Annotated in this window: 17 protein-coding genes and 1 pseudogene; 5 read left to right on the top strand and 13 right to left on the bottom strand. The window is 58.3% G+C overall.

Going from position 1 to position 23,077, the window contains the following annotated elements; all coding sequences use genetic code 11:
* The first annotated feature begins 473 nt into the window (after positions 1-473).
* A protein-coding gene (locus VZ068_RS03520; protein ID WP_349656643.1) for an IS3 family transposase occupies positions 474-1,588 on the top strand; the annotation gives its coding sequence in 2 pieces (ribosomal slippage) (positions 474-726 and positions 726-1,588; 1,116 coding nt in all).
* 212 nt (positions 1,589-1,800) lie between these two features.
* Here the strand turns inward: VZ068_RS03520 and VZ068_RS03515 are convergent.
* The 8 genes and pseudogenes from VZ068_RS03515 to VZ068_RS03480 all read right to left on the bottom strand — a co-directional run bounded on the left by VZ068_RS03515 (position 1,801) and on the right by VZ068_RS03480 (position 7,834).
* Entirely contained in the window at positions 1,801-2,955 is a 1,155-nt protein-coding gene (locus tag VZ068_RS03515; RefSeq protein ID WP_349656920.1) for an XVIPCD domain-containing protein, read from the bottom strand.
* Positions 2,956-2,990: 35 nt separating this feature from the next.
* Positions 2,991-3,398, bottom strand: a complete 408-nt coding sequence (locus VZ068_RS03510) for a hypothetical protein (RefSeq protein ID WP_349656919.1) — start codon at positions 3,396-3,398, stop codon at positions 2,991-2,993.
* A gap of 339 nt (positions 3,399-3,737) precedes the next feature.
* Positions 3,738-3,908, bottom strand: a pseudogene (locus tag VZ068_RS03505) (SymE family type I addiction module toxin); the annotation flags it as partial.
* Between the two features lie 1,937 nt (positions 3,909-5,845).
* The gene (locus VZ068_RS03500; protein ID WP_349656918.1) at positions 5,846-6,013 is read right to left on the bottom strand and encodes a hypothetical protein; all 168 of its coding nucleotides are present in this window, start codon (positions 6,011-6,013) and stop codon (positions 5,846-5,848) included.
* Positions 6,010-6,498 (bottom strand): hypothetical protein, encoded by a 489-nt coding sequence (locus VZ068_RS03495; protein ID WP_349656917.1) that lies wholly within the window; start codon positions 6,496-6,498, stop codon positions 6,010-6,012. Before VZ068_RS03495 ends, VZ068_RS03500 begins: the two co-directional genes overlap by 4 nt.
* A 48-nt stretch (positions 6,499-6,546) precedes the next feature.
* Positions 6,547-6,687, bottom strand: coding sequence for a hypothetical protein (locus tag VZ068_RS03490; RefSeq protein ID WP_349656916.1), 141 nt, complete (start codon positions 6,685-6,687; stop codon positions 6,547-6,549).
* Positions 6,688-6,701: 14 nt separating this feature from the next.
* Positions 6,702-7,331 carry a hypothetical protein gene (locus VZ068_RS03485; protein ID WP_349656915.1) on the bottom strand — a complete coding sequence of 210 codons (630 nt, stop codon included), beginning with the start codon at positions 7,329-7,331 and terminating at the stop codon, positions 6,702-6,704.
* An 86-nt stretch (positions 7,332-7,417) separates the two neighbouring features.
* Positions 7,418-7,834: a SymE family type I addiction module toxin gene (locus tag VZ068_RS03480; RefSeq protein ID WP_349656914.1), complete on the bottom strand. Its 417-nt coding sequence runs from the start codon at positions 7,832-7,834 to the stop codon at positions 7,418-7,420.
* A gap of 842 nt (positions 7,835-8,676) precedes the next feature.
* Here VZ068_RS03480 and VZ068_RS03475 point away from each other — a divergent pair.
* A complete protein-coding gene (locus tag VZ068_RS03475) occupies positions 8,677-9,540 on the top strand; it encodes a hypothetical protein (RefSeq protein WP_349656913.1) in 864 nt (287 codons plus the stop codon).
* A gap of 576 nt (positions 9,541-10,116) precedes the next feature.
* Here the strand turns inward: VZ068_RS03475 and VZ068_RS03470 are convergent.
* From VZ068_RS03470 to VZ068_RS03450, 5 genes are all read right to left on the bottom strand, one after another.
* Positions 10,117-10,599, bottom strand: a complete 483-nt coding sequence (locus tag VZ068_RS03470; RefSeq protein WP_102583342.1) for a hypothetical protein — start codon at positions 10,597-10,599, stop codon at positions 10,117-10,119.
* On the bottom strand, positions 10,589-11,653 hold the full coding sequence (locus VZ068_RS03465; RefSeq protein WP_349656912.1) for an ImmA/IrrE family metallo-endopeptidase: 1,065 nt from the start codon (positions 11,651-11,653) through the stop codon (positions 10,589-10,591). The genes VZ068_RS03470 and VZ068_RS03465 overlap by 11 nt, the downstream gene beginning before the upstream one ends.
* A gap of 389 nt (positions 11,654-12,042) precedes the next feature.
* Positions 12,043-15,234 carry an RNA-directed DNA polymerase gene (locus VZ068_RS03460; protein ID WP_349656911.1) on the bottom strand — a complete coding sequence of 1,064 codons (3,192 nt, stop codon included), beginning with the start codon at positions 15,232-15,234 and terminating at the stop codon, positions 12,043-12,045.
* A gap of 129 nt (positions 15,235-15,363) precedes the next feature.
* Entirely contained in the window at positions 15,364-18,051 is a 2,688-nt protein-coding gene (gene aceE / locus VZ068_RS03455; protein WP_349656910.1) for a pyruvate dehydrogenase (acetyl-transferring), homodimeric type, read from the bottom strand.
* Positions 18,052-18,738: 687 nt separating this feature from the next.
* Positions 18,739-19,743, bottom strand: a complete 1,005-nt coding sequence (locus VZ068_RS03450) for a glycosyl hydrolase 53 family protein (RefSeq protein WP_349656909.1) — start codon at positions 19,741-19,743, stop codon at positions 18,739-18,741.
* A gap of 513 nt (positions 19,744-20,256) precedes the next feature.
* Between VZ068_RS03450 and VZ068_RS03445 the strand changes: the two genes are divergently transcribed.
* Genes VZ068_RS03445 through VZ068_RS03435 form a run of 3 tightly spaced genes read left to right on the top strand, consistent with a single transcriptional unit; the run spans position 20,257 to position 23,053 of the window.
* Positions 20,257-22,209, top strand: coding sequence for a SpoIIE family protein phosphatase (locus VZ068_RS03445; RefSeq protein ID WP_349657635.1), 1,953 nt, complete (start codon positions 20,257-20,259; stop codon positions 22,207-22,209).
* On the top strand, positions 22,206-22,637 hold the full coding sequence (locus tag VZ068_RS03440; RefSeq protein ID WP_259167493.1) for an ATP-binding protein: 432 nt from the start codon (positions 22,206-22,208) through the stop codon (positions 22,635-22,637). Before VZ068_RS03445 ends, VZ068_RS03440 begins: the two co-directional genes overlap by 4 nt.
* Positions 22,634-23,053 (top strand): STAS domain-containing protein, encoded by a 420-nt coding sequence (locus VZ068_RS03435; protein WP_259155577.1) that lies wholly within the window; start codon positions 22,634-22,636, stop codon positions 23,051-23,053. Before VZ068_RS03440 ends, VZ068_RS03435 begins: the two co-directional genes overlap by 4 nt.
* Positions 23,054-23,077 lie beyond the last annotated feature (24 nt).

The following is a 23,077-nucleotide window of genomic DNA, read 5'->3' as shown; positions in this document are numbered from 1 at the left end:
AATTCCGGACCCAGGCAACTGAGCAAGTCGTTGACATCCTGATCGGGCAACTACATCAAATTTGAGTAGTCACCGATCTGATTGCAGATCTCTGAGGATGGATCATCCACCTTGACGACTCTTCGCAATCCCTTATCGAACTCCCCCTTAGGGGCAACGACATGATAGACAAGATAGAACTCCTCTCGACTTTCCCAGAGGCTAAATGTCGACAGCTCAGTAAATCGAAAGACATTTCCATTCGAATAAGTTGCGTCGAATCTGCATTCAGCATACACACCGATTCCACAACTCGCATCCAGATAGCGCAGCCCCTTTCGTCCACCGAGATCAAAATGATAGGACCGGCCGTTCTCGTCCTCGACGATCTGCGGCGTTATTCGCAGCACCTGAGGTGCGCTCGTAAGCTCCCCCGATCGGCAGACACCGCATAAGTAGATCTTTCTGGCATCGTTCCCAAGTCAGGAGGTTCCATGCGCACATCGAAGTTCACCGAGACACAGATCATCGCCACGCTCAAGCAGGCTGACGCAGGCGTTCCAGTCAAAGACATCTGTCGCCAAGTCGGCATCAGCACGGCGACCTATTACCAGTGGAAGAGCAAGTACGGCGGCTTGGAGGCGTCCGAGCTGCTGCGGGTCAAGGAGCTCGAGTCCGAGAACGCCAAGCTCAAACGGATGTACGCCGAGTTGGCGCTCGACAACGCGGCAATGAAGGACCTGATCGCAAAAAAACTCTAGGGCCGGCGCGTAAGCGCGAGGCGGTGCGGTTCCTTATCGAGGTCCACGCGCGGCCGTTGCGCCGGTCCTGTGCATGCGTCGGGCTGTCGCGTGCCGCCTGGTACGCACCGCCTCTGGACTGGACGGTGCGCGATGCCGAGCTGATTGCCGAGATCGCGCGTTACGTTGAAGCGCACCCCAGTCGTGGCTTCTGGAAGTGCAGCGACTACCTTCGCAAGCAGCAACCAGGCTGGAATCCCAAACGCACCTATCGCGTTTACAAGGCCATGAAGCTCAACCTACGCCGCGCTGCAAAGCGTCGCCTTCCCAAGCGTGAGCGGGTGCCGCTCTACGTGCCGAGGCTGCCAGACACGGTCTGGTCGGTCGACTTCATGAGCGATGCGCTGGCATGCGGACGACGCTTTCGCACCTTCAACGTGGTGGATGACTTCAATCGCGAGGCGCTGCACATCGAGGTTGACACCTCGATCAACTCGCAACGGCTTGTGCGTGTGTTCGAGCAGATCAAACGCGATCATGGCTTGCCGCAGGTGGTGCGCTCGGACAACGGCCCCGAGTTCCTGGGCGAAGCGTTCACCAGCTGGCTCAAGACGAATGGCGTCGCACTGCAGTACATCCAGCCGGGAAAGCCAAATCAGAATGCCTTCATTGAGCGCTTCAATCGCACGTTCCGCGAGGAAGTGCTCGACCTGAATTTCTTCGCCTGCCTCGACGATGTGCGCGAAGCCGCCCACTGGTGGATGATCGACTACAACGAAGCAAGATCCCATGATTCGCTCGGCGGAATGACCCCGGTCGAGTACCGCAACAAGCACGCCGAAAGCTCTACTTTTGAAGTGCCTGCTTGACGGGGGAGCTTACGCGCTTGTGCTCTCCCAGTCCAGAACCTGTGCACAGAGTGAGGGGCCGGAGGGCTTATCCATCCCAAATTGAGCGAATCTCCGGGTGCAACCCGTTGTAACGAGCAAACAGAACACGACGTACATCAGCGAATTTTTCACAGGCAACTCTTAGCCTTCGTCGCACTCAATGACAGCCGGTACCGACAACATGGAATATCTCAGCGCGTCATCGACGGCCCGGCCTGGGTAACGGCTTGCTGCGACTGCTCCAGCCCCTGCTGCTGTTCGTGCGCCTGGGCCTGAGTCTGGTTGATTGCCTGCAGGCGATCGAACGACTGGGCCTCTGGTGTCTGCAAGGCGTCCACTGTCTGAATATGGGCACGCTGGTGGGCCGGGTCATTGAGCGTACCCTGGACAATGAAGACCTTTTCGCCGCCAGCCAATTGAGGTGTCGGATTGTTGAGCACTACATGGTCCACCCGCGACAGCCCTTCCTCTTTTACCAGCGCAAGCAGGCTGGTGGTCATGCGTTGGCTCGATGCATCCCACTCCCTGCCGTGCTGGGCGTCGAGCTGCGTCACGCCACCCTTGATCTGCTGATACAGCGCGTGGTCTGCATGGCCTGGCTGTGAGGGCAGCAACGCGGTCCTCGGTGAGGCCGGATGTGATTCAGGGGCAAGTCCACCCTGCTTCACATCAGAAGTAGTGATGTCGCCAATAGCCCCGGGCTCTGGCCGCCCCTGTTTAAGCTTCCAGGGGACGATGTGTTTGTCGTAGTAATCGCCATAATATTGCTCGTACGTCTTACTTGGAGCAACCGAAGGTTGTTCCGTCTTGAAGACCTGGGCAATCTGGTTCAATGCAGCATCGCGTGTGATGCGGCCTGCCATTTGCTGATCTGCAATTGCCTCGTACTGCTGCGGTCTCGTGCCACTTCCAGAGATGCCGATATCTGGCCCCTGATGATTCAGAATCTCACGTCGAACGAGTGCGTTGCTGAGCGTTGCAGCGGCTTCGCCGCGCAGCATATTGTTCACGTAAGCTTGCTTGGAAGAATAATCTTTAGGCTCAGCGAACCCATGGTGTCCAATCTCATGCGATAGTGATCTTGCGATCCGTTCGCCTTTGCCAGCTGCGTTCTGGTCAATCACGACTTTCTTACCTGGATCCAGGTAAGTACCTCCACCCGCGCTACCCCAATCAACGCCTATGCCATCTCGCTTGAACTGAGAAAGGCCCGCTTGAAGTGTGGGCGAAGAGTTAATTAAAGGCGCTAATGCTGGATCCTTCAGCGGAGAAGCGGGTAGCGCACCATTGGTTGGTGAACCTACCTGTTTTGGCTGTGGAAGTTTTTTCTCTTCATTAATTTCCATTATGCATTTCCCTTGCTTGACTCACCAAACTTATCTCAAAGTTTGCTGATCGAAATATAGCTCAGGTGTGACTGGTCTTCTGTCAAACCAAAGATGACCTTGGTTCCGTTAACTGTCATCTCCCAATAGGCTCTGGAATCTCGCGCATCTGGTCGAGGCGGATAAGGAACAGCATCAGCCCAGGGAGCTTCCACAAAACTCGGGCCAGGTGGCGAGAAATCGATAACCAACTTCCCGCGTGATGGATCATCTGCCGCATTAATGAACTCAACGCGCCGTACCTTTTCACCCGCCAGCATGCCCTGCTCGCTTACCCGGAGCTCTCTTTCTCCGTCTAGGTGCCGTGGTCCAAATTGAGCTTGGAGCTGAGTACTAACGGCGACGACATCCTGGAAGTCTGTTGCGATCAAACGATCCACATCTTGCTTGAGGCGTTCCGTCACGTCTTTGCTCCTGGTTTCAGTGGAGGGCTTTGCGGCCGCTACGGCTAACTGATCGCGTGGAGTACTCGGGGCACATCCCGCATGAAAGCTGCATATTGCCAGCAACGCACTCGGTAGCAACGTTGCCCGAGGAAGGATATTACGTCCTTGGTTAACTTGCCGGCCATGGGATTTCCCAAGGTGAAAGGCCATCTCTCTGATCCTGCGCTAAGAGTGTCGCTGAAATCTAACACGTCAATGACCTCGCATCAGGCGGCGGCAGCGCTTACCTCACGCGGTTCTGCGTTTGCAAGATCGGCAAGCGGCGTACAGGCTTCACCTGAATGCGGCGAATGGCGCTCAGCGACGCGCCCTAAGGTGCTTTGCAGGCACCTCCACCGGCGGCAACACCTCCATCAGCAGCTGTCCTTTACTGGCGGTGATGCGCAGCTTGGTGCCGATGGCGAAGCCCAGTTGTTCCAGCCATAGGCCGCTGAGGCGGACGTGGGGCACGTGCTGGTCGCCGGCGTGGCCGTCTGAACGCCACCGTCAGTGAACTTATCGAACGCATTTCCATTCGCCTGCGTGTTTGGATCAACCCAGCTATGCACTCCTAGCACGAGCCGGTCAGCCATCTCCCACTTCCCTAGATGTCGAACGACTGGATACCGTCACTGTGCGTGATGCGCACGCGATTTCCCGCAAATGGAATGACTACCTTCCCTACAGAAGGTGGAAGCCCCGGCAACAAGTCGACCATCGCCTTGCATTGCTCGTGGATGGAACACCGAATAATCCTCACCGACAAGGAGCCGTTCACCACCTCATAGTTAGCACCCGCAACGTAATACAGACTCTCCAATGGCACCTTGAAATCTATCCGAACATTCTCAGCATCCTGCCTATGAACGCTGAGGGGAGACAACGACAACTGGGAGTATTGAACCGGCAAGTTGTTTTCTGCACATGCAGTGGCCAACACAGCAAGCACGGCCATCATCAAAAAATTTGAATTTTTTATAGCTTACGCTCCATGGCCTGGACCGACTTCAGGTATGCACTGTTTGTGAAACGACGTTAAGGATTCATCAGTAGCACTGGCTGCAACTGGCGCCATTGCTTGGTAACACAAAAGGTGCGGATGGAGGCTATATAATAGACTTGAAATAGGATGACTCGATTTCATAAGTTATAGATCGCCCTGATTGCGTCCTCCGCTGCTGTCGCTACATTGAACCCAATCCAGTGCGTGTTCGCTTCAGCTACGACCCGGCGGCGTATTCGTTGGTCCAGTTGCCCAGCCAATCTGGGCCAGCGCGGGCACTGCGCACTGACACCACATCCCTGCTGGCTTGCGCTTGGCAACGACCCAATTGAGCGATCCACTGCCTACCGCGCCCTGCTCGATGAAGCTTTGTCCGACGAACTGCTCGCCAGCATCGGCCTTCATCTACAGAAGCAGCGAGCATTGGGCCACGATGCCTTCGCCAAGAGCCGACGCTTTGCAGGCGCCAGTCCTGCTCACCGATCACGCAAACTCAGTCCCGTCGACTGATGAGTTAACCTAACGCCGCTACTCCTTATCCACTCGAGCCGCCACCGCTTCTCCGCGCGGCCCAATGCGAGCGTTCACCCCATGGAAATCCTCTACTCAGGCACTGACAAGAAACTTTGCGATTCGCTCACTTTGATGCTCACTGAATCTCGAATCGAGCACGAGACTGGCAAGCGCCTGTACATCGTGCAGATAAATGACGCTGATGAAGTACATCAAGTTTTGGTTCATTGCAATGATTGGGACAGCGCAGCCCGACAGCTCGACATGCTTACCAGGGAGATGCAATGCAAAGAGGCACCTGTATCAATGAATACTAGATCGCGCCCCCAGTACGCCGCAATGATCATGATTTCTCTTGTAATCTCTGCCGGTCTTGCCGCAACAAAGCTGCTCCCCAGCACCCCAAACCCTTGCCTATTCTTACCGCAGCCCCCCACTCCAATCCGATAAGCGACTGGCAGGTCGTGTCGTCGACACCGGCAACGCAGCGATCAAAGTATCAGGGGCCACTTATGGCCGCGAAACACAACGTCCAACAGACGCTGCGGCGGCTGGTGCTCGAGCTCGGGCATTTACAGATTTGAAGGAACATAAGAATTTAACCGACCTGAGTTTCCCCGGCACGACGACAGCGCGGGCGGCGCGTCTGACCCACCTGACTCCACACCCCTGCTAACTTGCGCTTGGCAATGACCCGCTCAAGCGATTAACGCCCACGCGCTCTGCTCGATGAAGCCCTGCCCGACAAACTTCTCGCCAGCATCTGCCTTCATCTACAGCAGCAGCTAGCACTAGGCCACGCCGCCTTCCTCGCGATGGTTGAAGCCAAGAACCGTCGCTTTGCAGGCGTCAGGCCGGCACATCGGCGGCATAAGCCTAGCGCAGCTACTGATAAGTGAACCCGACCCCGTTAGCCGGTACCGATCGAGTAGCCGCTTTTGTCCGCCGGTTCGAGTGTCGGCGTTAACGCCTTGTTGCCTGCGACAACCAGTCGATATGCATCGTATCGACTCTCGGAGGTGACACCCACCGCGAAGTAGAGGATCGCGCGCAGCACCTGGTCCGTAAGCGCACTCATTGATCGTCCTCGGGATCCTTACAATCCTTGTCAAAGGGCACTTCCTTCCCAGCGATGTCCTGATGAAGCGCGACGCTACGGCGGTAGACAGAACCGTACTTCTGATATTGGACAAGTTGCCCATTTTCCAGCCGGAACTGATCCTCTGGCCCTGAAAAGGCGGGGCATGCGGCGTAGCTGTTTCCCCCATCATCGCTGCAGTAACGGACATACAACGTGTCTCCACGCACTTGTCCCTGCAATTGTCCATCATTGCCGTGGGCGTTCGTCGCCGCGCTCCAATCCCCCGTGACGCGATCGCCATGCTGCTGCAGATGCAGGCTCAGATAGTGGCCCAAGTCGCATTTCTTGGCATACGCCCACTGCCCAGAAAACGAAGGCGCCCTGCTCGCGGAAGTAGAGCTTGCACACGAGGCGATCAATCCCATCGCCACAACTAGAACTGCCACCGGAAAACGAGGCCTTGATCGCACCTGCTCAGCCATTTGGTCGCTCCTTGGACATGGTCTGCGGCTCGCATGCGCGAAAGATAGCTACTGCACCGCCTCGTTGATCTGGCGGGTCAACCCGGGCGAATCGTTCAGGACCCGGTTGAAGTTGTCCAGATGCTCACGTGTGACACCTGGTTGCTGACCGAATGACGCCACCACGGCACTTGCTTCTTGGCTCAACATGTCCGCTCCTTGGACTAGCGAATTTGAACCCACTCGACGCACTGATGCGTGGTGCGCGCTAAAGGTTCGTCAGCCTCTCCACGCGGGAAGAGCTCTACGCGCATGCCTGGGCGTTGAAAGATATCGCTCATCCATCGCCCATCTTCGACAAGTTTGCGCTGCCGCGAGAAACCCAGTTTTTCGATGTGCGCCGCAAATGCCTCGAAGTCGATCTGGCAGATATCCGACACAGACGGAGACGCTTCTGGAGGATTAGGCAGGAACAGGAACTCGAACCATGCACCCTTTACTTCGGTTTTGTTGACACCAAACCCGTAGTTCCAGTTTCGGGTCAGCACTCCGCTGGCACCGAACCGCCCGGAACCATCATCGCGATACTGCACCGACTGGCCCATTACTCGAGACACATGGTCGGCAGTGAACGATTCAATACTGGTGCTTGTGCGAATCAGCTCCAGTACCCGCTCCAATGCTTCCTGCGCGGTACGTGGTCCACCTTTGGAAGGATCTGCAGGTACGTGATCGGCTGAGGAACGCATGGCAGATGTCTCCGTGACGGTTGCCGGTGCCGGGGTGGCCTCCGTGTGGGCGCATGCGCCCAGAGCGAGGGTGGCGAGCAAGGCGTAGAGGGGGCGCGCGATCATGAAGCGTCCGTTGTGCGCTGGTGTGGCTGCGACGCTAGTGGCATCCGGCACCGAGGTCAATCGCAAGGGGTCTGGCAGCCGCACCATCATCGCCGCACACTGCGCGCCCTGGCCGGCACCTCCGCTGGCGGCAACACCTCCATCAGCAGCTGTCCTTCACTGGCGGTGATGCGCAGCTTGGTGCCGATGGCAAAGCCCAGTTGTTCCAGCCATAGACCGCTGAGGCGGACGTGGGGCACGTGCTGGTCGCCGGCGTGGTCGTGGGCGCCGGGGTAATGGGTGTAGCTGACGGTGCATTGGCGCGGGCGGCGGGCGCGACGGGGTGCGTGTAGCGTGCCGGGGCCTTGCGGGGAGGCGTCCGGGTCGGGCGGCAGCATCGGTGGCAGCTTAGTGCGGTCGGGTTCCACAACGACCCACTGCACCCGCTTGGGCGGCGCGGGGCGCGCACGCGTGCGGGTGGGCAGTGCGCTGGCAGATGTCGTGGGTGGGCGGCGGCGTGTCATGGCGCCTCCGGGTGGTCGTTGGTGGATGCGGCAACGCACTGCTGCAACGCCACGGCTCTGCGTGCGAACCAGCGGCGCAAGGTGTGCGGCAGCACAGCGGACTTGCAACTCAGCGGATGCGCGCAATGGGCGCTCGCCTGCTCAACAGCTGCGCGCGCGTCGAGTCGGCGCAGCACCTCGCCCACATTCCACCGCAGGCGGTGAGCGAAGGTTGGCAACAGATCAACCGACACAAATGCCGGCATGGATGGTGCGGTAGACATGGCAACGCCCTCCTGGAACAACCCAAGAACCGCCGCCAACGGCGACGGGATGTCGGGAGGTTCGAAACCGCACACAGCCGGCGGGCGTATTCCCCTTGCGGGTGTTGTATTAGCCGCCCTCCCGACGCAGGCATTGCGTCGGCTTGTACCTGCAAGATGCTGGCACAAAAAACCCACCGGTTTGACGGAGGTGGGTACCGCTGTGTGAGGAGTTTCGACGCTCCTTGCAGCTAGATTGCGAGGAGTGAATCCACCTGTCAATAAGTTTTTAGGCGACACGGCGCGCGTCACAGTTTGCTCGAGCATGCACAGCGACCAATAAGAATCTGCTAGCCAACTTAGGCGCATCCATCTACTGCAGTTAGCCTACAAGCGCTACCTGTGATGTGTTGGCACAACTCAGGGACGCGCTCTATCTTTTCTACGAGCACAGCGATCATTGGAAACAGAAGTGAGTCTTATGAGATCGCGTTGAAACACGATTCGTGTCACGAATTTCGTTACCCCCTCTCAAGCAGAACCTCTTGCTTGCCGCTAGCAATGGAGACGTCGACTAGCTCGATCCTAAGGAAGTGGAGCATGCAGCACGCAAGACAAGCTGGCGAAAGTACGGTATGGGAGGCAAATGAATTCTCTCGTCTCCCAGAAGCACTTTTAGAAATTAAGCGGCGTAGCCTAGAATGCACGGAGTGTGGAGAGTTTGCTTGGTTTCGTAAAGAAAGCCGGCACGGGCATCCGCCCCACTTCTGCTCGCATCATGCGGATAACTGCGGCCTGAAAGTTCAATACGAGGTCGTCGGCGAAAGAGCGCCGGGCATCAACGAGCAGGACCAAGTAAACGCTGGGAATACGATTGTTGTGCGCTTAGACCTCGAAGATGCACGTCAGGTCGACGTCTTAGCTGCTCCAGCTTCAAATGGGGCGGGTAGTGAAAGGGAGGGCGGCACACGTTTTGTAGGGATCGCTGGAAACCGCCTATCTAATCAGCACTTCACGCTTCGCAGAATTCTTTACCGATTAGTGCAGAGTCCAACCTTCAGAACGTCTGGCGAGCTGATCTCTTTGTACAGAAATGAGAACGAAGTTCTTATCCAGGGAACCGTTAGCGAGGTCACCCATGAGTTCAGCACGATTTCTCGCGAGATCCATCACGACAAGCTTGCACTCTATTGGGGTGCGGTTGCATCTGCTGGACGCACTTCTGACGGAAAGTTATGGCTAAATTCTTCTCTCACACGAGGCGGCGCGAGCATTGCCATTTTTGATGACATTGCGCAGCAGCTTCTAGACGCATTCGAGGTGGAAGACCTAGAAGACCTAGCTGGCGCGCATGTACTTGTCGCAGGTCGTTGCTTATTCGCTGAATCCGGAAAACCCGTCATCCGATGCGGGAGCGTAAAGTTTATAGTCATGCGCCGCTACAAAGAGACCACCAACGCTTGAGTAGGAAGAGAAGCTCCTCTACTAAGCCTTTCTTACTTAAGATACTTATCGGCAAACCTTCCTAGGAGCACCACCGCATCAAAAATAAAAATTTAATTTCCTCCCCCCCCGTAAAACGTTTCTAGGGTAGCAATTACCTAGCGCAGGCGGTCGGCGCTGGCGCAAAGTCCTTGTTGAACTGCGCTTGGCACCTACCTGATTGAGCAGCGCCTACCCCGTGCTGCTCAACTAAGCTGTGTCCGACGACCTGCTCGTTGGCATTAGTCTGCAACCGCAGCAGCAGCGCGCCGCGCGCCCTGCGCCAGGATGCGTTCCAAGCTATTGTCTAAATCAAGCCGACCACTTTGTCAGCGTCAGACCTGGCAATCCCCTTCCTAATCTAGCACCGTCGGCTGATCAATTAACCGGACCCCTTACTTTCTTACCGTGATAAGGCGCTCGGGCTCGCTGTTGTCGATAGCGACAAGCTGTCATGCTTCGCACCTATAGCCGCTGTCTAGATTTAGCCTGTGTGGCCGCTCTCGGCGGTTCGGAAGCATTCTGCACAAGTCAACATATATCGATGGAGTCGAACAGTCAGGCTGCCTTCTCGCCGGGATCATCGGCTGCCAAACGCCACTCGACGTCTGGAGCAAAATCGAGAGGCATCTCGATAGGCTCGTCGTCTTTATGAACTCGATTCCAATGGTCAACATCTAGCGTTAGCTGGACCGCATCGCCAATCATTTGCTCACGTCTCTGGACGAAGGCCTTTCTCGCGATAGGGCGGGGAGCTTGGTCAATATCTGCCCACAGCACTAACTGGCTGCCGTTGCTGTAATCGGTGTACGCCAGATTTGATCGATACGGGCGACCGGTAACCTCATCATGACGAGTCTCCTCGCGGGCTGCAATTGAGAACTGCTCAGCAAGACGGTCCAAAGCACTTTTCGGTGTCGGTAACGGCCACCCCATCTTGGCAGCAAACTTTGCAACTTCATGCATGTTCACAGACACGTCACCCGTGGACTCGCGGTACAGGCGGATGATTCTCTGCATTTCTTGGCGCTTACGGGCCATGCTTTATCTCCCACTCGGAAATCGGGGCAACGTTGCCCCAGCCATCAACGATCGCACTAGGTATAACAATCGACCTAACTTTCACCAGGTGATCCCTGAAAAGGTTGTACTTACCAATCCTGCGCTGTAGCTGGCCCGCAACTAGACCCGGATGGACTTTAAGAGTTCGGGCAAATCCGACAATGTCGTCGCTGCGGAAGAAAGGTGCCTTTCTGGCCACAAAGGAGTCCATCTTAGCCTTAGGCACTAAGAATTCCGCCGCCGCGAGGTTGGCAGCTCGCTCTTCCTCAGATACATCGCTTCCTACCCCTCCCGCCGCCCCTTCAAGGTCGGCGTCGACAACGGCTCCACCTTTGCCGTCGCCTCTTAAGACATGTTCGAGTTCATGTCGAAGAACGAACCAAAAGTTGTCGATGCGATCGAACCTGACGCTCATGCCGATCACCGGCGCAGTATCCGAGAGCCACAGGCAGACGCCATCAATTTTCGCACTCGGCAAAGTTTCAACGATAACGAAGCGAATACCGTGCTCGGCAAGGACCCGTGGGACCTTGCGCGCCTCGCTCGCCGACGCGAGGAGACTACTTAACTGTTCACTTGCAGCACGTCCCTTAGCCTCCGAATAAGCAGGGACGACCATCTCACTAGCCAGTCTTTTAACGCGATAAAGCCATGCCATCTGGGTTGGTGTTGCTACAGCTCCAACCTCAGACCGCTTAGCAGCATGCGGAAGAAGTTCAATCTGCTCTGGTGTCTCGACGCCAAAAAACTGCGTCAAAGCCGCGTTGACGGCCGAGCGATCCCGCACCGAAGGGGCATCAAGCCAACCCCGCTTGATCATTGCCGATAGTGGGAGTTCGCCATAAATTAGCTGACGCTGCGCCGCCTCTGGGTCTGGACGCTGCTTTAAGCGCGCAACAGCCAAATCGTATGAAGCTTGCAGGCGGAGGAACTCTTCAGCTGGCACTTCGAAGATTTGCTCTAGCTTAAGAGCGAGAACTGCCCCGATCGGCTTCTTGTCGCCTATAAGTCGACTCGCAGTACCCTCATCCAAGCCGATAACGCCAGCGAAAGCGCGATTGCTCCACCCTCGGGTTGCGAGAAGACTGGTGAGGAGTTGCCCAGGGGTCGGCTGTTCATTGCGCATGGGCAGACATTACGGCAGTTTGGCAAATTTAGCAAACTACCGATCCCCATCACATGACAGCAGACGACCCGCATCTCATAGGTGTACTGCGCTGATCGGAAAAGCTTGATTTTAGTGATCGCCTCGTTCCAGGCGGGCGCTTGGTACCTACTGCATTGATGTGTAGCCTGCCTCAGCCCCACCAAGGCAGCGAAGTCCAATCTCATGGTCGCTCCTTCTTTCAATAAAAAGAGCTAGCTTTACTTCTAGTGTAGATCTCGCATGGCGACGCGTATCGCGCCGCGTCTGCGTAATAATCAGCTCGCAGGAAGTTTTCTTCTTGTTTTGATCAACTTAAACCCCTCGGGTACCGGCTTATATTTATCTTGCGGACTCGGCCATCGCTTGGCTCTACTTTGAAAGTGCCTAAGTGACGCAACATCTAAAGTTGCTGCAACAAGGAAATCATTGTCGCCCCCGCGGACTCTCGCCAGATCTCGATCGAAAGACTTTTTAGCAGGCACTCGAATTCTACTGTCACCATATTTTCTATTATTGACGAGCACCGTGTAAGCATGAATATCTAGCGCGGCGGACTCGACTAGCGACGCGAACGTATCAAGGTCCGGATTCCAACATAAAACAAACAGCGCATCGACCGACCCTTGAAAAGAGACACGGCTGCGACTGTTTTGCAGCTCTGAGCAAACCATTATGCCGAGGTGGACGCCATTATGGATATAAACAGTCCTTTTCTTTGATTGAATCTTCTTGTAGGTATCGCCGAATATCTTCCATTGCTTTCCATGCACAGCTTGCAAGTCTTTATCCTCGTTGACGGCGGGCTCAAGCTTTGGCTGCCAAATCTTGGAGAAAGATGGGAAACCCAACCTATTATCAGTCAGCACCAGACAAGCCTCGCTGTGAACCACACTCCGAGATATGTGGCGATATTCCGTTCCCGCCACCAAGCTGATCCCCGCGGATCCAAGTCGCGACGCCACACTATCGACCCACTCAATTGGAAGCGAAAGTTCAGGAAATATTAAGTAATCCGGACGCACTGCAAGCTTTATTGCTTTATTAACAATCTCGGAGATCGCACCATACCTTGATGAAGATAAATTCCCTTTTCCGCATGCCATGGCAGCCCAATCACTATCGGCCGTTTCAATACTCGGTAATGCGACAACGACCTTCTCTTTGCTGAAAGTTCCTATCCTAAAGAATCTAGATCCTCGTTTTTTCCGGCTATCGACATCTGGGCTCTCATTCTCATTAGCGATTAGAGTTGGTCGGACCCATACACCCCTGAGAGCACTTGTATATTTTGCCCAAATCTTGGCCGGAGTTCCATTCTCCATATTCGCTAAATTTGGATCAACACATGCTGGAGCCAACTCTGAGATTTCAGTAGGGGTAAAAGGCCGAGTAGGAAATATGTAAGAGAATAAACTTTCAACCTCACCCTCAGCATAACTAGCTGGACGCAACCTAGATTTGCGGGTTAGCGTTAAAAACTCTTGCACGACATCGACTTTAAAAATGCTCGACTGCGCAATTTGCATAATAACTGCGGCCTCAGATCCTTCTTTTACAGACCTAATAAGCCTGCTTGTTGATCTATTGAGCAGCATTCTCTTGAACGGAACTTTGGCAAGATCAGCTAGAGCCACAGAAATGGCCAGATCTCGAAAGCCACTACCAATTGCCAACCCATCCTCGCCACTGGGATTACCATATGTTGCAAGCTCCAACGCAATAAGCTCAAGCAGCGAGCTTTCTTTTGGCATCTTATTGATCAGCAGATCTTCAGGAGAAATAAATCTCACCAAAGAATCTGCGAACTGTAACGTAAGTGAGTTTCTTACAGCTGCCCAGACAGCGGTAGAACTGGCGATCTCAACTCCATTAAGGATCGCTCGCGCACCTTCCGGCACGGCCACTGCAAGATCGTCAATTGCACCATACGATTTTTCGGCTATGACCCTAGCTGCGGACCATTCATCCATGGAAATAGCAAATCCGAGCAACCTTGGGATGTAGCTGATATGAGCAAATAAGGTATCCGGTCTTAATATGTGATTGTGTGCAAATTCGTAGAACTGCTTTCGCTGATCAGTCCATTGACCCAGGGGGAGATCTCGTGCCAACGTTTCCACATGCCTAAGCTGAAGCGCCCAACTAAGCCTTCTTATTGTCAGACCATCTGCGCGTCTTAAAGTGTCCGCACTGTCGCCCACAACGCCGGCTGCCGACAGAACACGTGCCGCTGGCGAACTTTCAATTTCATCAGGTGAAGGCATCAAACGATGCTCACTCGACAAAGAATTTATTTCGCTTTCGATGCTGTCCAGCAAGTCCAGTCCAGCGCCCCCCTGTAGAATGAAAAGCTTTTGCTTATTTGCTTGCAGCGAAATCCTCGACGATCCAAGGATATCTTGGCCCAAATCAATCTCCCAGAAGCCCCCGTCTCCTATGGCTTTGAGGACGTCTTGACCAACAGCCTTGGCAAGGTACTCCATCAGCTCTAGGTCGCTATTTATAAGGCCCGTATCTCGGATAACCAAGAACATGTCATCAACGTAACGACCATAGTGGATCGGTGCTAGTTTTTCTTTAATCAGACGATCCCACTTTGCCAGAAATACGTTAGAGATAACGCGACTTGCAGTGAGCCCAATCACTAAGCCGCCACGAATTTCAGCCGCAGAAGGAGATATCTCCAATCCAAACTTGCGAGCACCTTCCGACCAAGCCGACAAGTAGCGTCCAAACCCAGCATTAAACTCCGCTTCGAATTCATTAAGGGAAACTCCAAGTTCTTCTATAAGCGCGGGTAGCGCAATAGCCCCCGGATCCACTGTGTGATAATAGCTTTTCAGATCTAGCGATACGGCAACCACCTTTTTATCGCGTTCAAGCTCATACCTAATTGCATTTAGCCCATCTGAACGCCAACGCTGGTATGCCTGGAAATATGGCGGAAAAGATCCAATCGCACGAATGTGAAAATCGTCCGCATCTTCAACGTCTGGCCGAATCCTACGCAGTCGAGCCCCATAACAAGACGACTCAAGTGCCGCATCGAGCTTATGCCCTATGAAGTTAATCCAGAGCGCAGATAACACATGCGCATCAACTGGCAAATCACCTATTATCCTGAAATCTGGAACTACATCATGAGTTCTTTTTATATTCTCAAAATTTCTCCGCACATCTGAGAAATGCACATGGCCGCTAGCACTAGGGGTTTTCTTCTTTATGACTTGGAGCTTTTTAGGAACTAGTCGATATCGCCCCAAAATTCCAGGGATGCTAGATATATCGCCATTAGCCTGGAGCTTATTTAGTAGCGACTGAAGATTATCAAGGAGACTCTCTTCATACTTCGCAAACTTGGAGGCGGCTGGAAATGTGTGCTCAAAGAAGCAGTCCGCCTTCGCTTTTCTATAGGCTATCAGTAAATCATGAATTGATACTGCAGCCCAACCCTCGAAACTCTTCATAGCTCACTTCCTTGTAAAGGCAAATTTGATGAGAGCACTCGCTTAATGTATCCAAGATCTCATGAAGTAGGGTAAAAATAAAGAAGGCGGCCATAGGCCGCCTTCTTTATTTTAGCTTTTAGCCACGTCTCAAACCCCAACAGGATTCGCCTTCTCAGGATCAATCTTGTACTGCTTGATCGCCCTGGCCACATCCTTGCCCGTCATCTTGCCATCCTTCGCCAGCGCGGCAATCGCCGCATGCGCGATGTAGTAACGATCCACCTCGAAGAACCGGCGCAGGTTGGCACGCGTATCCGAGCGACCGAACCCATCCGTGCCGAGCACGGTGTAGGTCATCGGGACGAAGGCGCGAATCTGGTCGGCGAAGGCGCGCACGTAGTCGGTGGCGGCGATGGCCGGGCCCTGGCGGCCTTCCAGCAGCTGTGTGACGTAGGGCTTGCGCTGTTCGGCCTCCGGGTGCAGGCGGTTCCAGCGCTCGACGGCGTAGCCGTCGCGGCGCACTTCGTTGAGGCTGGGGCAGGACCAGATGTCGGCGGTGACGCCGAAGTCCTTGTCCAGCAGCTCGGCCGCGGCAATGGCTTCGCGCAGGATGGTGCCGCTGCCCAGCAGCTGCACGCGCAGCTCGCCCTTCTTGGGCTTGCCGGCGTCCTTGAGCAGGTACATGCCCTTGATGATGCCCTCGGCTGCGCCATCCGGCATGCCGGGGTGAGCGTAGTTCTCGTTCATCAGGGTGATGTAGTAGTACTCGTCGATCTGGTCTTCCATCATCGCCTTCATGCCGTGCTGCATGATGACGGTGACTTCGAAACCGAAGGTCGGGTCGTAGCTACGCACGTTCGGGATGGAGCCGGCGATGACCTGGCTGAAGCCGTCTTCGTGCTGCAGGCCTTCGCCGTTGAGCGTGGTGCGGCCGGCGGTGCCACCGAGCAGGAAGCCGCGGGTACGCATGTCCGCTGCCTGCCAGGCGATGTCGCCCACGCGCTGGAAGCCGAACATGGAGTAGTAGATGTAGAACGGCAGCATCGGCACATCCGACACCGAGTAGCTGGTGCCGGCGGCCATCCACGAAGCGATGGCGCCCGGCTCGCTGATGCCCTGCTGCAGCACCTGGCCGGTCTGGTCTTCGCGGTAGTACATCAGCTGATCGGCATCGACCGGCTTGTACTTCTGGCCGAACGGGGCATAGATGCCGATCTGGCGGAACATGCCCTCCATACCGAAGGTGCGCGCCTCATCGGCCACGATCGGCACGATGCGCGGGCCCAGTTCCTTGTCGCGCAGGGCGATGTTGAGGCTCTGCACGAAGGACATGGTGGTGGAATAGCTGCGCTCGCCGCTGTCCTTGAGCAGGCGCTCGAACTTGTCGAGCGTGGGCGCGACGAACGACTTGCTGGCCTTGGGACGGCGCTGCGGCAGGAAGCCACCCAGCACGTTGCGGCGTTCCTTGAGGTACTGCACTTCCGGGGAGTCTTCGCCAGGGTGGTAGAACGGCACCTGGCCGTCTTCCAGCTGGGCGTCGGTCACCGGGATGTTGAAGCGGTCGCGGAAGTGCTTGACCGCCGCGTCATCCAGCTTCTTGGTCTGGTGGGTGGGGTTGAGCGCCTCACCGGCCGAACCCATGCCGTAGCCCTTGACCGTCTTGGCCAGGATCACGGTGGGCATGCCCTTGGTGTTCACGGCCTGGTGGTAGGCGGCGTACACCTTGTGCGGGTCGTGGCCGCCACGGTTCAGGCGCCAGATGTCGTCGTCGGACAGGCCGGCGACCATGGCCGCGGTCTCCGGGTACTTGCCGAAGAAATTCTCGCGGGTGTAGGCGCCGCCGAAGGCCTTGCAGTTCTGGTATTCGCCGTCGACGGTTTCCATCATCAGCTTGGTCAGCACACCATTGGTGTCCTTGGCCAGCAGGGCGTCCCAGTAGCCGCCCCAGAGCAGCTTGATGACGTTCCAGCCGCCGCCACGGAACACGCCTTCCAGTTCCTGGATGATCTTGCCGTTGCCGCGCACCGGGCCGTCCAGGCGCTGCAGGTTGCAGTTGACCACGAAGATCAGGTTGTCCAGGCCTTCGCGGCCGGCCAGGGCGATGGCGCCGAGGGTTTCCGGCTCATCAGACTCGCCGTCGCCGATGAAGCACCACACCTTGCGGTCGGACTTCTCGATCAGGCCACGGTTTTCCAGGTAGCGCATGAACTGCGCCTGGTAGATGGCGGCCAGCGGGCCCAGGCCCATCGACACGGTGGGGGTCTGCCAGAACTCGGGCATCAGCCACGGGTGCGGGTAGGAGGAGATGCCCTGGCCGTCCACTTCCATGCGGAAGTTGTCCAGCTGGTCCTGGCTGATGCGGCCTTCCAGGAAGGCGCGGGCGTAGATGCCCGGGGCGCTGTGGCCCTGGACGAACAGCAGGTCGCCCGGGTGATTGTCCGAGGGCGCGCGCCAGAAGTGGTTGAAGCCCACGTCGTACAGCGTGGCGCTGGAAGCGAACGAGGCGATGTGGCCGCCCAGGTCGCCCGGCTTGCGGTTGGCCCGCACGACGGTGGCCATGGCGTTCCAGCGGATGATCGAGCGGATCTTCCACTCCAGCGCGGAGTCGCCGGGGTTCTTGGCCTCGTTGGCCGGTGCGATGGTGTTGACGTACTCGGTGGTGGGCGAGAACGGCAGGTAAGCGCCGGCGCGGCGGGTCTGTTCGACCATGCCTTCCAGCAGCTGATGGGCGCGCTCAGGGCCTTCGACGTCGATGACGGCCTTGATCGATTCGAGCCACTCCTGCGTCTCGAGCGGGTTCGGATCGTTGTGCAGCACTTCGTTCAACCAGTTCATTAGCGCTCCCGGGGGGACACACCCCGCGGGTGTGTCGACATCGTGAATTCGTGAACCCCCAAGTGTACCGCACGCACCTGTTGCCATTCCTCGCTACGGGGGCGTATGGAATGGGACGGTGTTGTGCGATGGGTGGGGTCTCGGTGCCGACTGGAGCGAGGATCCGGCGCAGCGGGCGCTGCCGGTGTACGACCAAAGGATAAGGACCGGCGGCCGGCGCAGCGCGGAACGTACCAGACGTAGGAGCGCACCTGGGCGCGACGGGCATTCCCGGTAACGCCCTGTCGCGCCCGGGTGCGCTCCTACGGGGTGGCGAGGTCTTTTGCGGTCTTTGGCAGGAACAGCCGGCCATCCGCGCTGGCGGGCAGGTGCTGTCGAGGGAGCGATTGCGCGGCGCGGCTCGCGTCTCGGTATGCCCATCCGTAGGAGCGCACCTCGGCGCGACGGGTTTTCCCGGTAACGCCCTGTCGCGCCCGAGTGCGCTCCTGCGGGGTGGCGGGGTCTTTTGCGGTCTTTGGCAGGAACAGCCGGCCATCGGCGCTGGCGGGCAGGCGCTGTCGAGGGAGCGATTGCGCGGCGCGGCTCGCGTCTCGGCACAACCATTCGTAGGAGCGCACCCGGGCGCGACGGGCTTTCCCGGTAACGCCCTGTCGCGCCCGGGTGCGCTCCTACGGGGTGGCGGGTTGGTCAGAACGCCTGCAGCGCTTCGGTCAGCTGGCCGTTGTTGTTGACTGCGCCCAAGGTGTAGCCCTGCCAGCCCGGGTAGGCGTTGGGTTCCCAATAGAACACGCCGAGCACGCGCGAGCCGATGGCGTTGCTGCGGCTGAGCAGGTTGGTGAGCATGGCGCGGGTGGTGGCGGCCTGCTGCCAGTCCATGCCGACCTCGGCCACGATCACGTCGCTGCCGTAGCGGCTGATCATGTCGCGCATGTTGGTGTCCAGCTGCCCGTTGGTTTGCTGCCAGCTGCTGGCCTTTGGGTAATGCGACATGCCGATGACGTCCCACTTGCCGCCGGCCGAGCGCAGGCTGTCGAAGAACCAGCGGAAGTTGGCGTTGTCGTAGCCGTTGGCCAGATGCACGATGACCTTGGCATTGGGGTACACCGCCTTGGTGGCGTTGTAGCCGCTGTTGATGAACTGCGCCACGTTGGCGAAGTTCACCGGCTGCGTGCACTTGTCGCAGAACATGCCGGCGTTGATCTCGTTGCCCACCTGCACCCAGCTGACGGTGATGCCGTTGTCCTTGAGGTACTTGAGGATGCCCTGGGTGTGGCTGTACACGTCGGTGTTGAGCTGGGCAACGGAGTGGCCGGCCCAGGCCGCCGGGCGGTGCTGATCGTCAGGGTCTGCCCAGGTGTCGCTGTAATGGAAGTCGATCATGATGCGCATGCCCTGCGCGGCGGCGCGCTTGGCCTTGTCGAGCGTGTCGCGGCCGTCGTTCCAGCCGCCAGGCGGGTTCACCCACACGCGCAGGCGCACCGCATTACCGCCCACATCCTTGAACAGCTTGATGAAGTCGGTGGTCTTACCTGCCGCATCGCGAAACACCTGCGGCGGGTTGGCTGCAGCCTGCTGGTTGAGCCAGCTGACATCGGCGCCCTTGGCGATGCCTTGCGCGCCGGCACCGGCACTGACAAGCCCCAGCAACAGCACCAGTAGCAAACGGCTGTACCCGGTACGAAAAATGCGCATGAAACCCTCTCCCTTGATCGATGGATGTCGCGCCAGCTGGCGCCCTGCCTGATCCCCCCGAACCCGCCGCGCGGTGGAGCGATGCGGGCGATGCGCGCGACGGCCAGGCACGCCGCGAAACGGGGGCGATTCCAGCACGGCAGCGCAATGCGGTCGCGCTCGCTATAGCTGTTGCGCGATTGCGGCATAGTTCGCGGCCGCAAAACGCTTGCGCCAGCGGACTGGCGCTATTTTCGCCAACGCATTGTTGTGCGGGTGCAACAGAAAAACGGCACGGGCGTGCGCAGCGGGTGTGTGACTGGCGATCCGTCGCTGTGGCGACCGGCATGGTCGATTGTTGGCGACAGCACCAGCATCCGGGCTTGCTGCGATGCATCGGGCAGTTGTCGCCAGCGGGAAAACTGCGATGATCGGCGCTATCCGCCAGGGGAGCGTGTTATCGCCACGGTTCTCACATCGCCCGCCGACAGCGTGGCTGTCACCCCGCGCGTGCATTGGCGGCATAGCCTGCGCATGCGCGTATTGCTCGCCGCCACCGCGGTACTGGTGGTGTTGCTGAGCGTGCTGGGCACGGTGTTCTACCTGGGCGCGCGCGCGGAACTGGTGGAAGCGGCGCGCGTGGAAGTGGACGGTTTGACCGAGCAGACCGCGCGCAGCCTAGCGGCGATGCTGGATTCGGTGCAGGTGAGCGGGCGCACGCTGGCGGCCAGCAGCGGCGCAGTGGGGCTGCAGCCGTTCAACCTGCGCGCGTTGTTGCTGGCCACGCTCAGTGGCGACCCGGATATCGGTGCGGCGCGCCTGATCATCGAACCGCGAACGCAAAAAGCCGGCGATACCGGGTTTGTCTGGTACGTGCATCGCAACGGCACGCGCGTGCTGGAGAAATCGGTGCAGGACCTGGGCTACGACTATCGCGCGATGCCGTGGTACCTGCGCACCCAGCGCGAAGGCCGCGCGTGGTGGTCCGAGCCGTACCTCAACACCAATGGCGGCAACGAGCTGTACACCAGTTACAACCTGCCGCTGCGGCGGCCGGGCGATGCGCCGGATGCGCCGCCGGTGGGAATGGTGAGTGCGGATCTGCCGTTGCGGCATCTGCGCGAGATCATCGACCAGTTGCCGCGCGATATCGGTATCCGGCCGATGCTGTTGTCGCCGGAAGGCATGCTGGTGTTCAGCCCGGATCCGGCGCTGGATCTGCACACCACGCTCGATCGCTATGTGGCGCGTTCGCGGCCGGATCTGGCGCCGTTGCAGCGTGCGATGGCGGCCGGCCAGCCGATCTCTTTCTCGCATACTGCGCCCGACGGCGAGCGTTTTTTGACCCATAGCGCGGCAGTCGGGCACAGCGGCTGGACGTTTGTGCTGTCGGCCTCGGAAGGCTATGTGCTGTCTGGCCTGAACTGGCTGGCGGCATGGGTGGCTGCGGCGGCATTGGTGGGCGCGGGCGTGTGGTGGTGGCTGATGGTGCGGATCACGCGCAAGTTGACGCGACCGATCGAGGAATTGACCGACACCGCCGAGCACTTCCGTCGTGGCGAGTTCGAGTACCCGTTACGGCACATCGAGCGCAATGACGAAGTGGGCGTGATGGCGCGCGCCTTCGACAGCGCACGCGATGCGATCCGCCACCATATCGCCGAGATCGGCGAGATGACCGCCGCACGCGAACGCATGCACAGCGAGCTGCAGATTGCGCGCGAGATCCAGCAGGCGATGCTGCCCTCCGGGCGCACCTTCGACCGTGCGAGTTCGCATCTGGAAACCTGCGCCTGGCTGGAGCCGGCCAAGGCGGTGGGCGGCGACTTCTACCACTTCGTCGAAACCGAGCCGGGGCTGCTGTGGTTCGTGGTCGGCGATGTGTCCGACAAGGGCGTGCCGGCGGCGTTGTTCATGGCGCGCGCGGTCAGCGTGCTGGAAATCGCCGCGCGCCGGCACACGCGCCCGGACGGCATCCTGATCGCCGCCTCCACGCGACTGGCCGAGAACAACGACACCTGCATGTTCGCCACCGTGCTGTGCGGGCTGATCAATGTGGTGAGCGGCGACTACTGGCTGGCCAGCGCCGGGCACGAGCCGCCGTTGCTGATCGACATCGACGGCAAGGCATCTGCGCTGACGCTGGAAACCGGCCCGCCACTGGGGATCGAACCGCAGGCATCGTTCCCGGTACTGCAGGGCCGGATGACCGCTGGGCAGACCTTGTTGGGGTACACCGACGGGGTGACCGAGGCGATGGACGAGCACGGCGCCAGCTACGGGCTGGAGCGGCTGCTCGCCACGCTGCACCCGCGCCGTAGTGCCGCGGCGCAGTGCAAGGCAGTGATCGCCAACATCGCGCGCTTTACCGGCAACGCCGAGCCATACGACGACATCACCCTGCTGGCGATCCGGCTGCGTCAGGAGCATGCTGGACGGGTCGCAGAGACCGGCCGGGGCGTCCCCGGAAAGGCAACCAGCCCATGAAGTTCGATCTGGCCATTGCACCGTCGCTGGCCCAGCTGGCCGGCGCCAACGACGCGCTGGAAGACTCGCTCACCCGCGAGGGCCTGCACGCCGAACGTATCGGCCAGATCCGGCTGATCGTGGAAGAGCTGGGCTGCAACGCACTCACCCACGGGCAATGCACCGAACAGCCGCTGCGCCTGCAACTGCAACTGGACCCGCAGGCACTGGTATTGGAAATGCACGACCCCGGCACTGCGTTCGACCCGTGCGCTGCACCAATGCCCGATGTGACAAGCGAGCTCGACGATCGCCAGATCGGCGGTTTGGGCTTGTTTCTGGTGCATCAGTTCGCCGATCACATCGACTACCGCCGCGATGGTGCATACAACATCGTGCGCGTCACCCTGCTGCACCCGTACGCCCCTGTCCCCGAGGCTTTGTCATGACCACGCTCGCCATCCAGATCGACCCGCCGCAAGACACTCGCCAACGCGTCATCCTGACCGGGCGGTTGGACACCCACACCTACCAGGACCTGGACGCGGCGCTGTCGCCGCTGCTGGGCACCTTGATCACCACGCTGGTGCTGGACCTGTCCGCGCTGGAATACATTTCCAGCGCCGGCATCCGCTGCATCTTCAAGGCGCGCAAGGCGCTGGCCACACGTCAGGGCAAGGTGCTGGTGGCCAACCCGCAGCCGCAGATCCGCAAGGTGTTCGACATGGTCAAGGCGGTGCCGCTGAGCGATGTGTTCGCCTCCACCGAAGAGCTGGACGCCTACCTGGCCGCAATGCAGCGCAAGGTCATCGAACAAAGCGCGCACAGCGATGCGCCCATCGTGTCGCATTTCGCCGAAGCCTAGAGCCGCATCGCCTGCGCGCACACG

The sequence above is a fragment of the Xanthomonas sp. 10-10 genome, assembly GCF_040182365.1.
Taxonomy (GTDB): Bacteria; Pseudomonadota; Gammaproteobacteria; order Xanthomonadales; family Xanthomonadaceae; genus Xanthomonas; species Xanthomonas arboricola_F.
The sequence above is the reverse complement of the archived record's forward strand: the minus strand, read 5'-3'. Positions and strand labels throughout refer to the sequence as shown.

Coding starts and splice junctions, on each gene's coding strand:
- VZ068_RS03500 (WP_349656918.1), bottom strand. CDS start 6,013: ATGAGTGCGCTTACGGACCAGGTGCTGCGCGCGATCCTCTACTTCGCG.
- VZ068_RS03470 (WP_102583342.1), bottom strand. CDS start 10,599: ATGGCCCGTAAGCGCCAAGAAATGCAGAGAATCATCCGCCTGTACCGC.
- VZ068_RS03445 (WP_349657635.1), top strand. CDS start 20,257: ATGCGCGTATTGCTCGCCGCCACCGCGGTACTGGTGGTGTTGCTGAGC.
- VZ068_RS03440 (WP_259167493.1), top strand. CDS start 22,206: ATGAAGTTCGATCTGGCCATTGCACCGTCGCTGGCCCAGCTGGCCGGC.
- aceE (WP_349656910.1), bottom strand. CDS start 18,051: ATGAACTGGTTGAACGAAGTGCTGCACAACGATCCGAACCCGCTCGAG.
- VZ068_RS03480 (WP_349656914.1), bottom strand. CDS start 7,834: ATGACACGCCGCCGCCCACCCACGACATCTGCCAGCGCACTGCCCACC.
- VZ068_RS03495 (WP_349656917.1), bottom strand. CDS start 6,498: ATGGCTGAGCAGGTGCGATCAAGGCCTCGTTTTCCGGTGGCAGTTCTA.
- VZ068_RS03450 (WP_349656909.1), bottom strand. CDS start 19,743: ATGCGCATTTTTCGTACCGGGTACAGCCGTTTGCTACTGGTGCTGTTG.
- VZ068_RS03475 (WP_349656913.1), top strand. CDS start 8,677: ATGCAGCACGCAAGACAAGCTGGCGAAAGTACGGTATGGGAGGCAAAT.
- VZ068_RS03485 (WP_349656915.1), bottom strand. CDS start 7,331: ATGATCGCGCGCCCCCTCTACGCCTTGCTCGCCACCCTCGCTCTGGGC.
- VZ068_RS03515 (WP_349656920.1), bottom strand. CDS start 2,955: ATGGAAATTAATGAAGAGAAAAAACTTCCACAGCCAAAACAGGTAGGT.
- VZ068_RS03490 (WP_349656916.1), bottom strand. CDS start 6,687: ATGTTGAGCCAAGAAGCAAGTGCCGTGGTGGCGTCATTCGGTCAGCAA.
- VZ068_RS03460 (WP_349656911.1), bottom strand. CDS start 15,234: ATGAAGAGTTTCGAGGGTTGGGCTGCAGTATCAATTCATGATTTACTG.
- VZ068_RS03435 (WP_259155577.1), top strand. CDS start 22,634: ATGACCACGCTCGCCATCCAGATCGACCCGCCGCAAGACACTCGCCAA.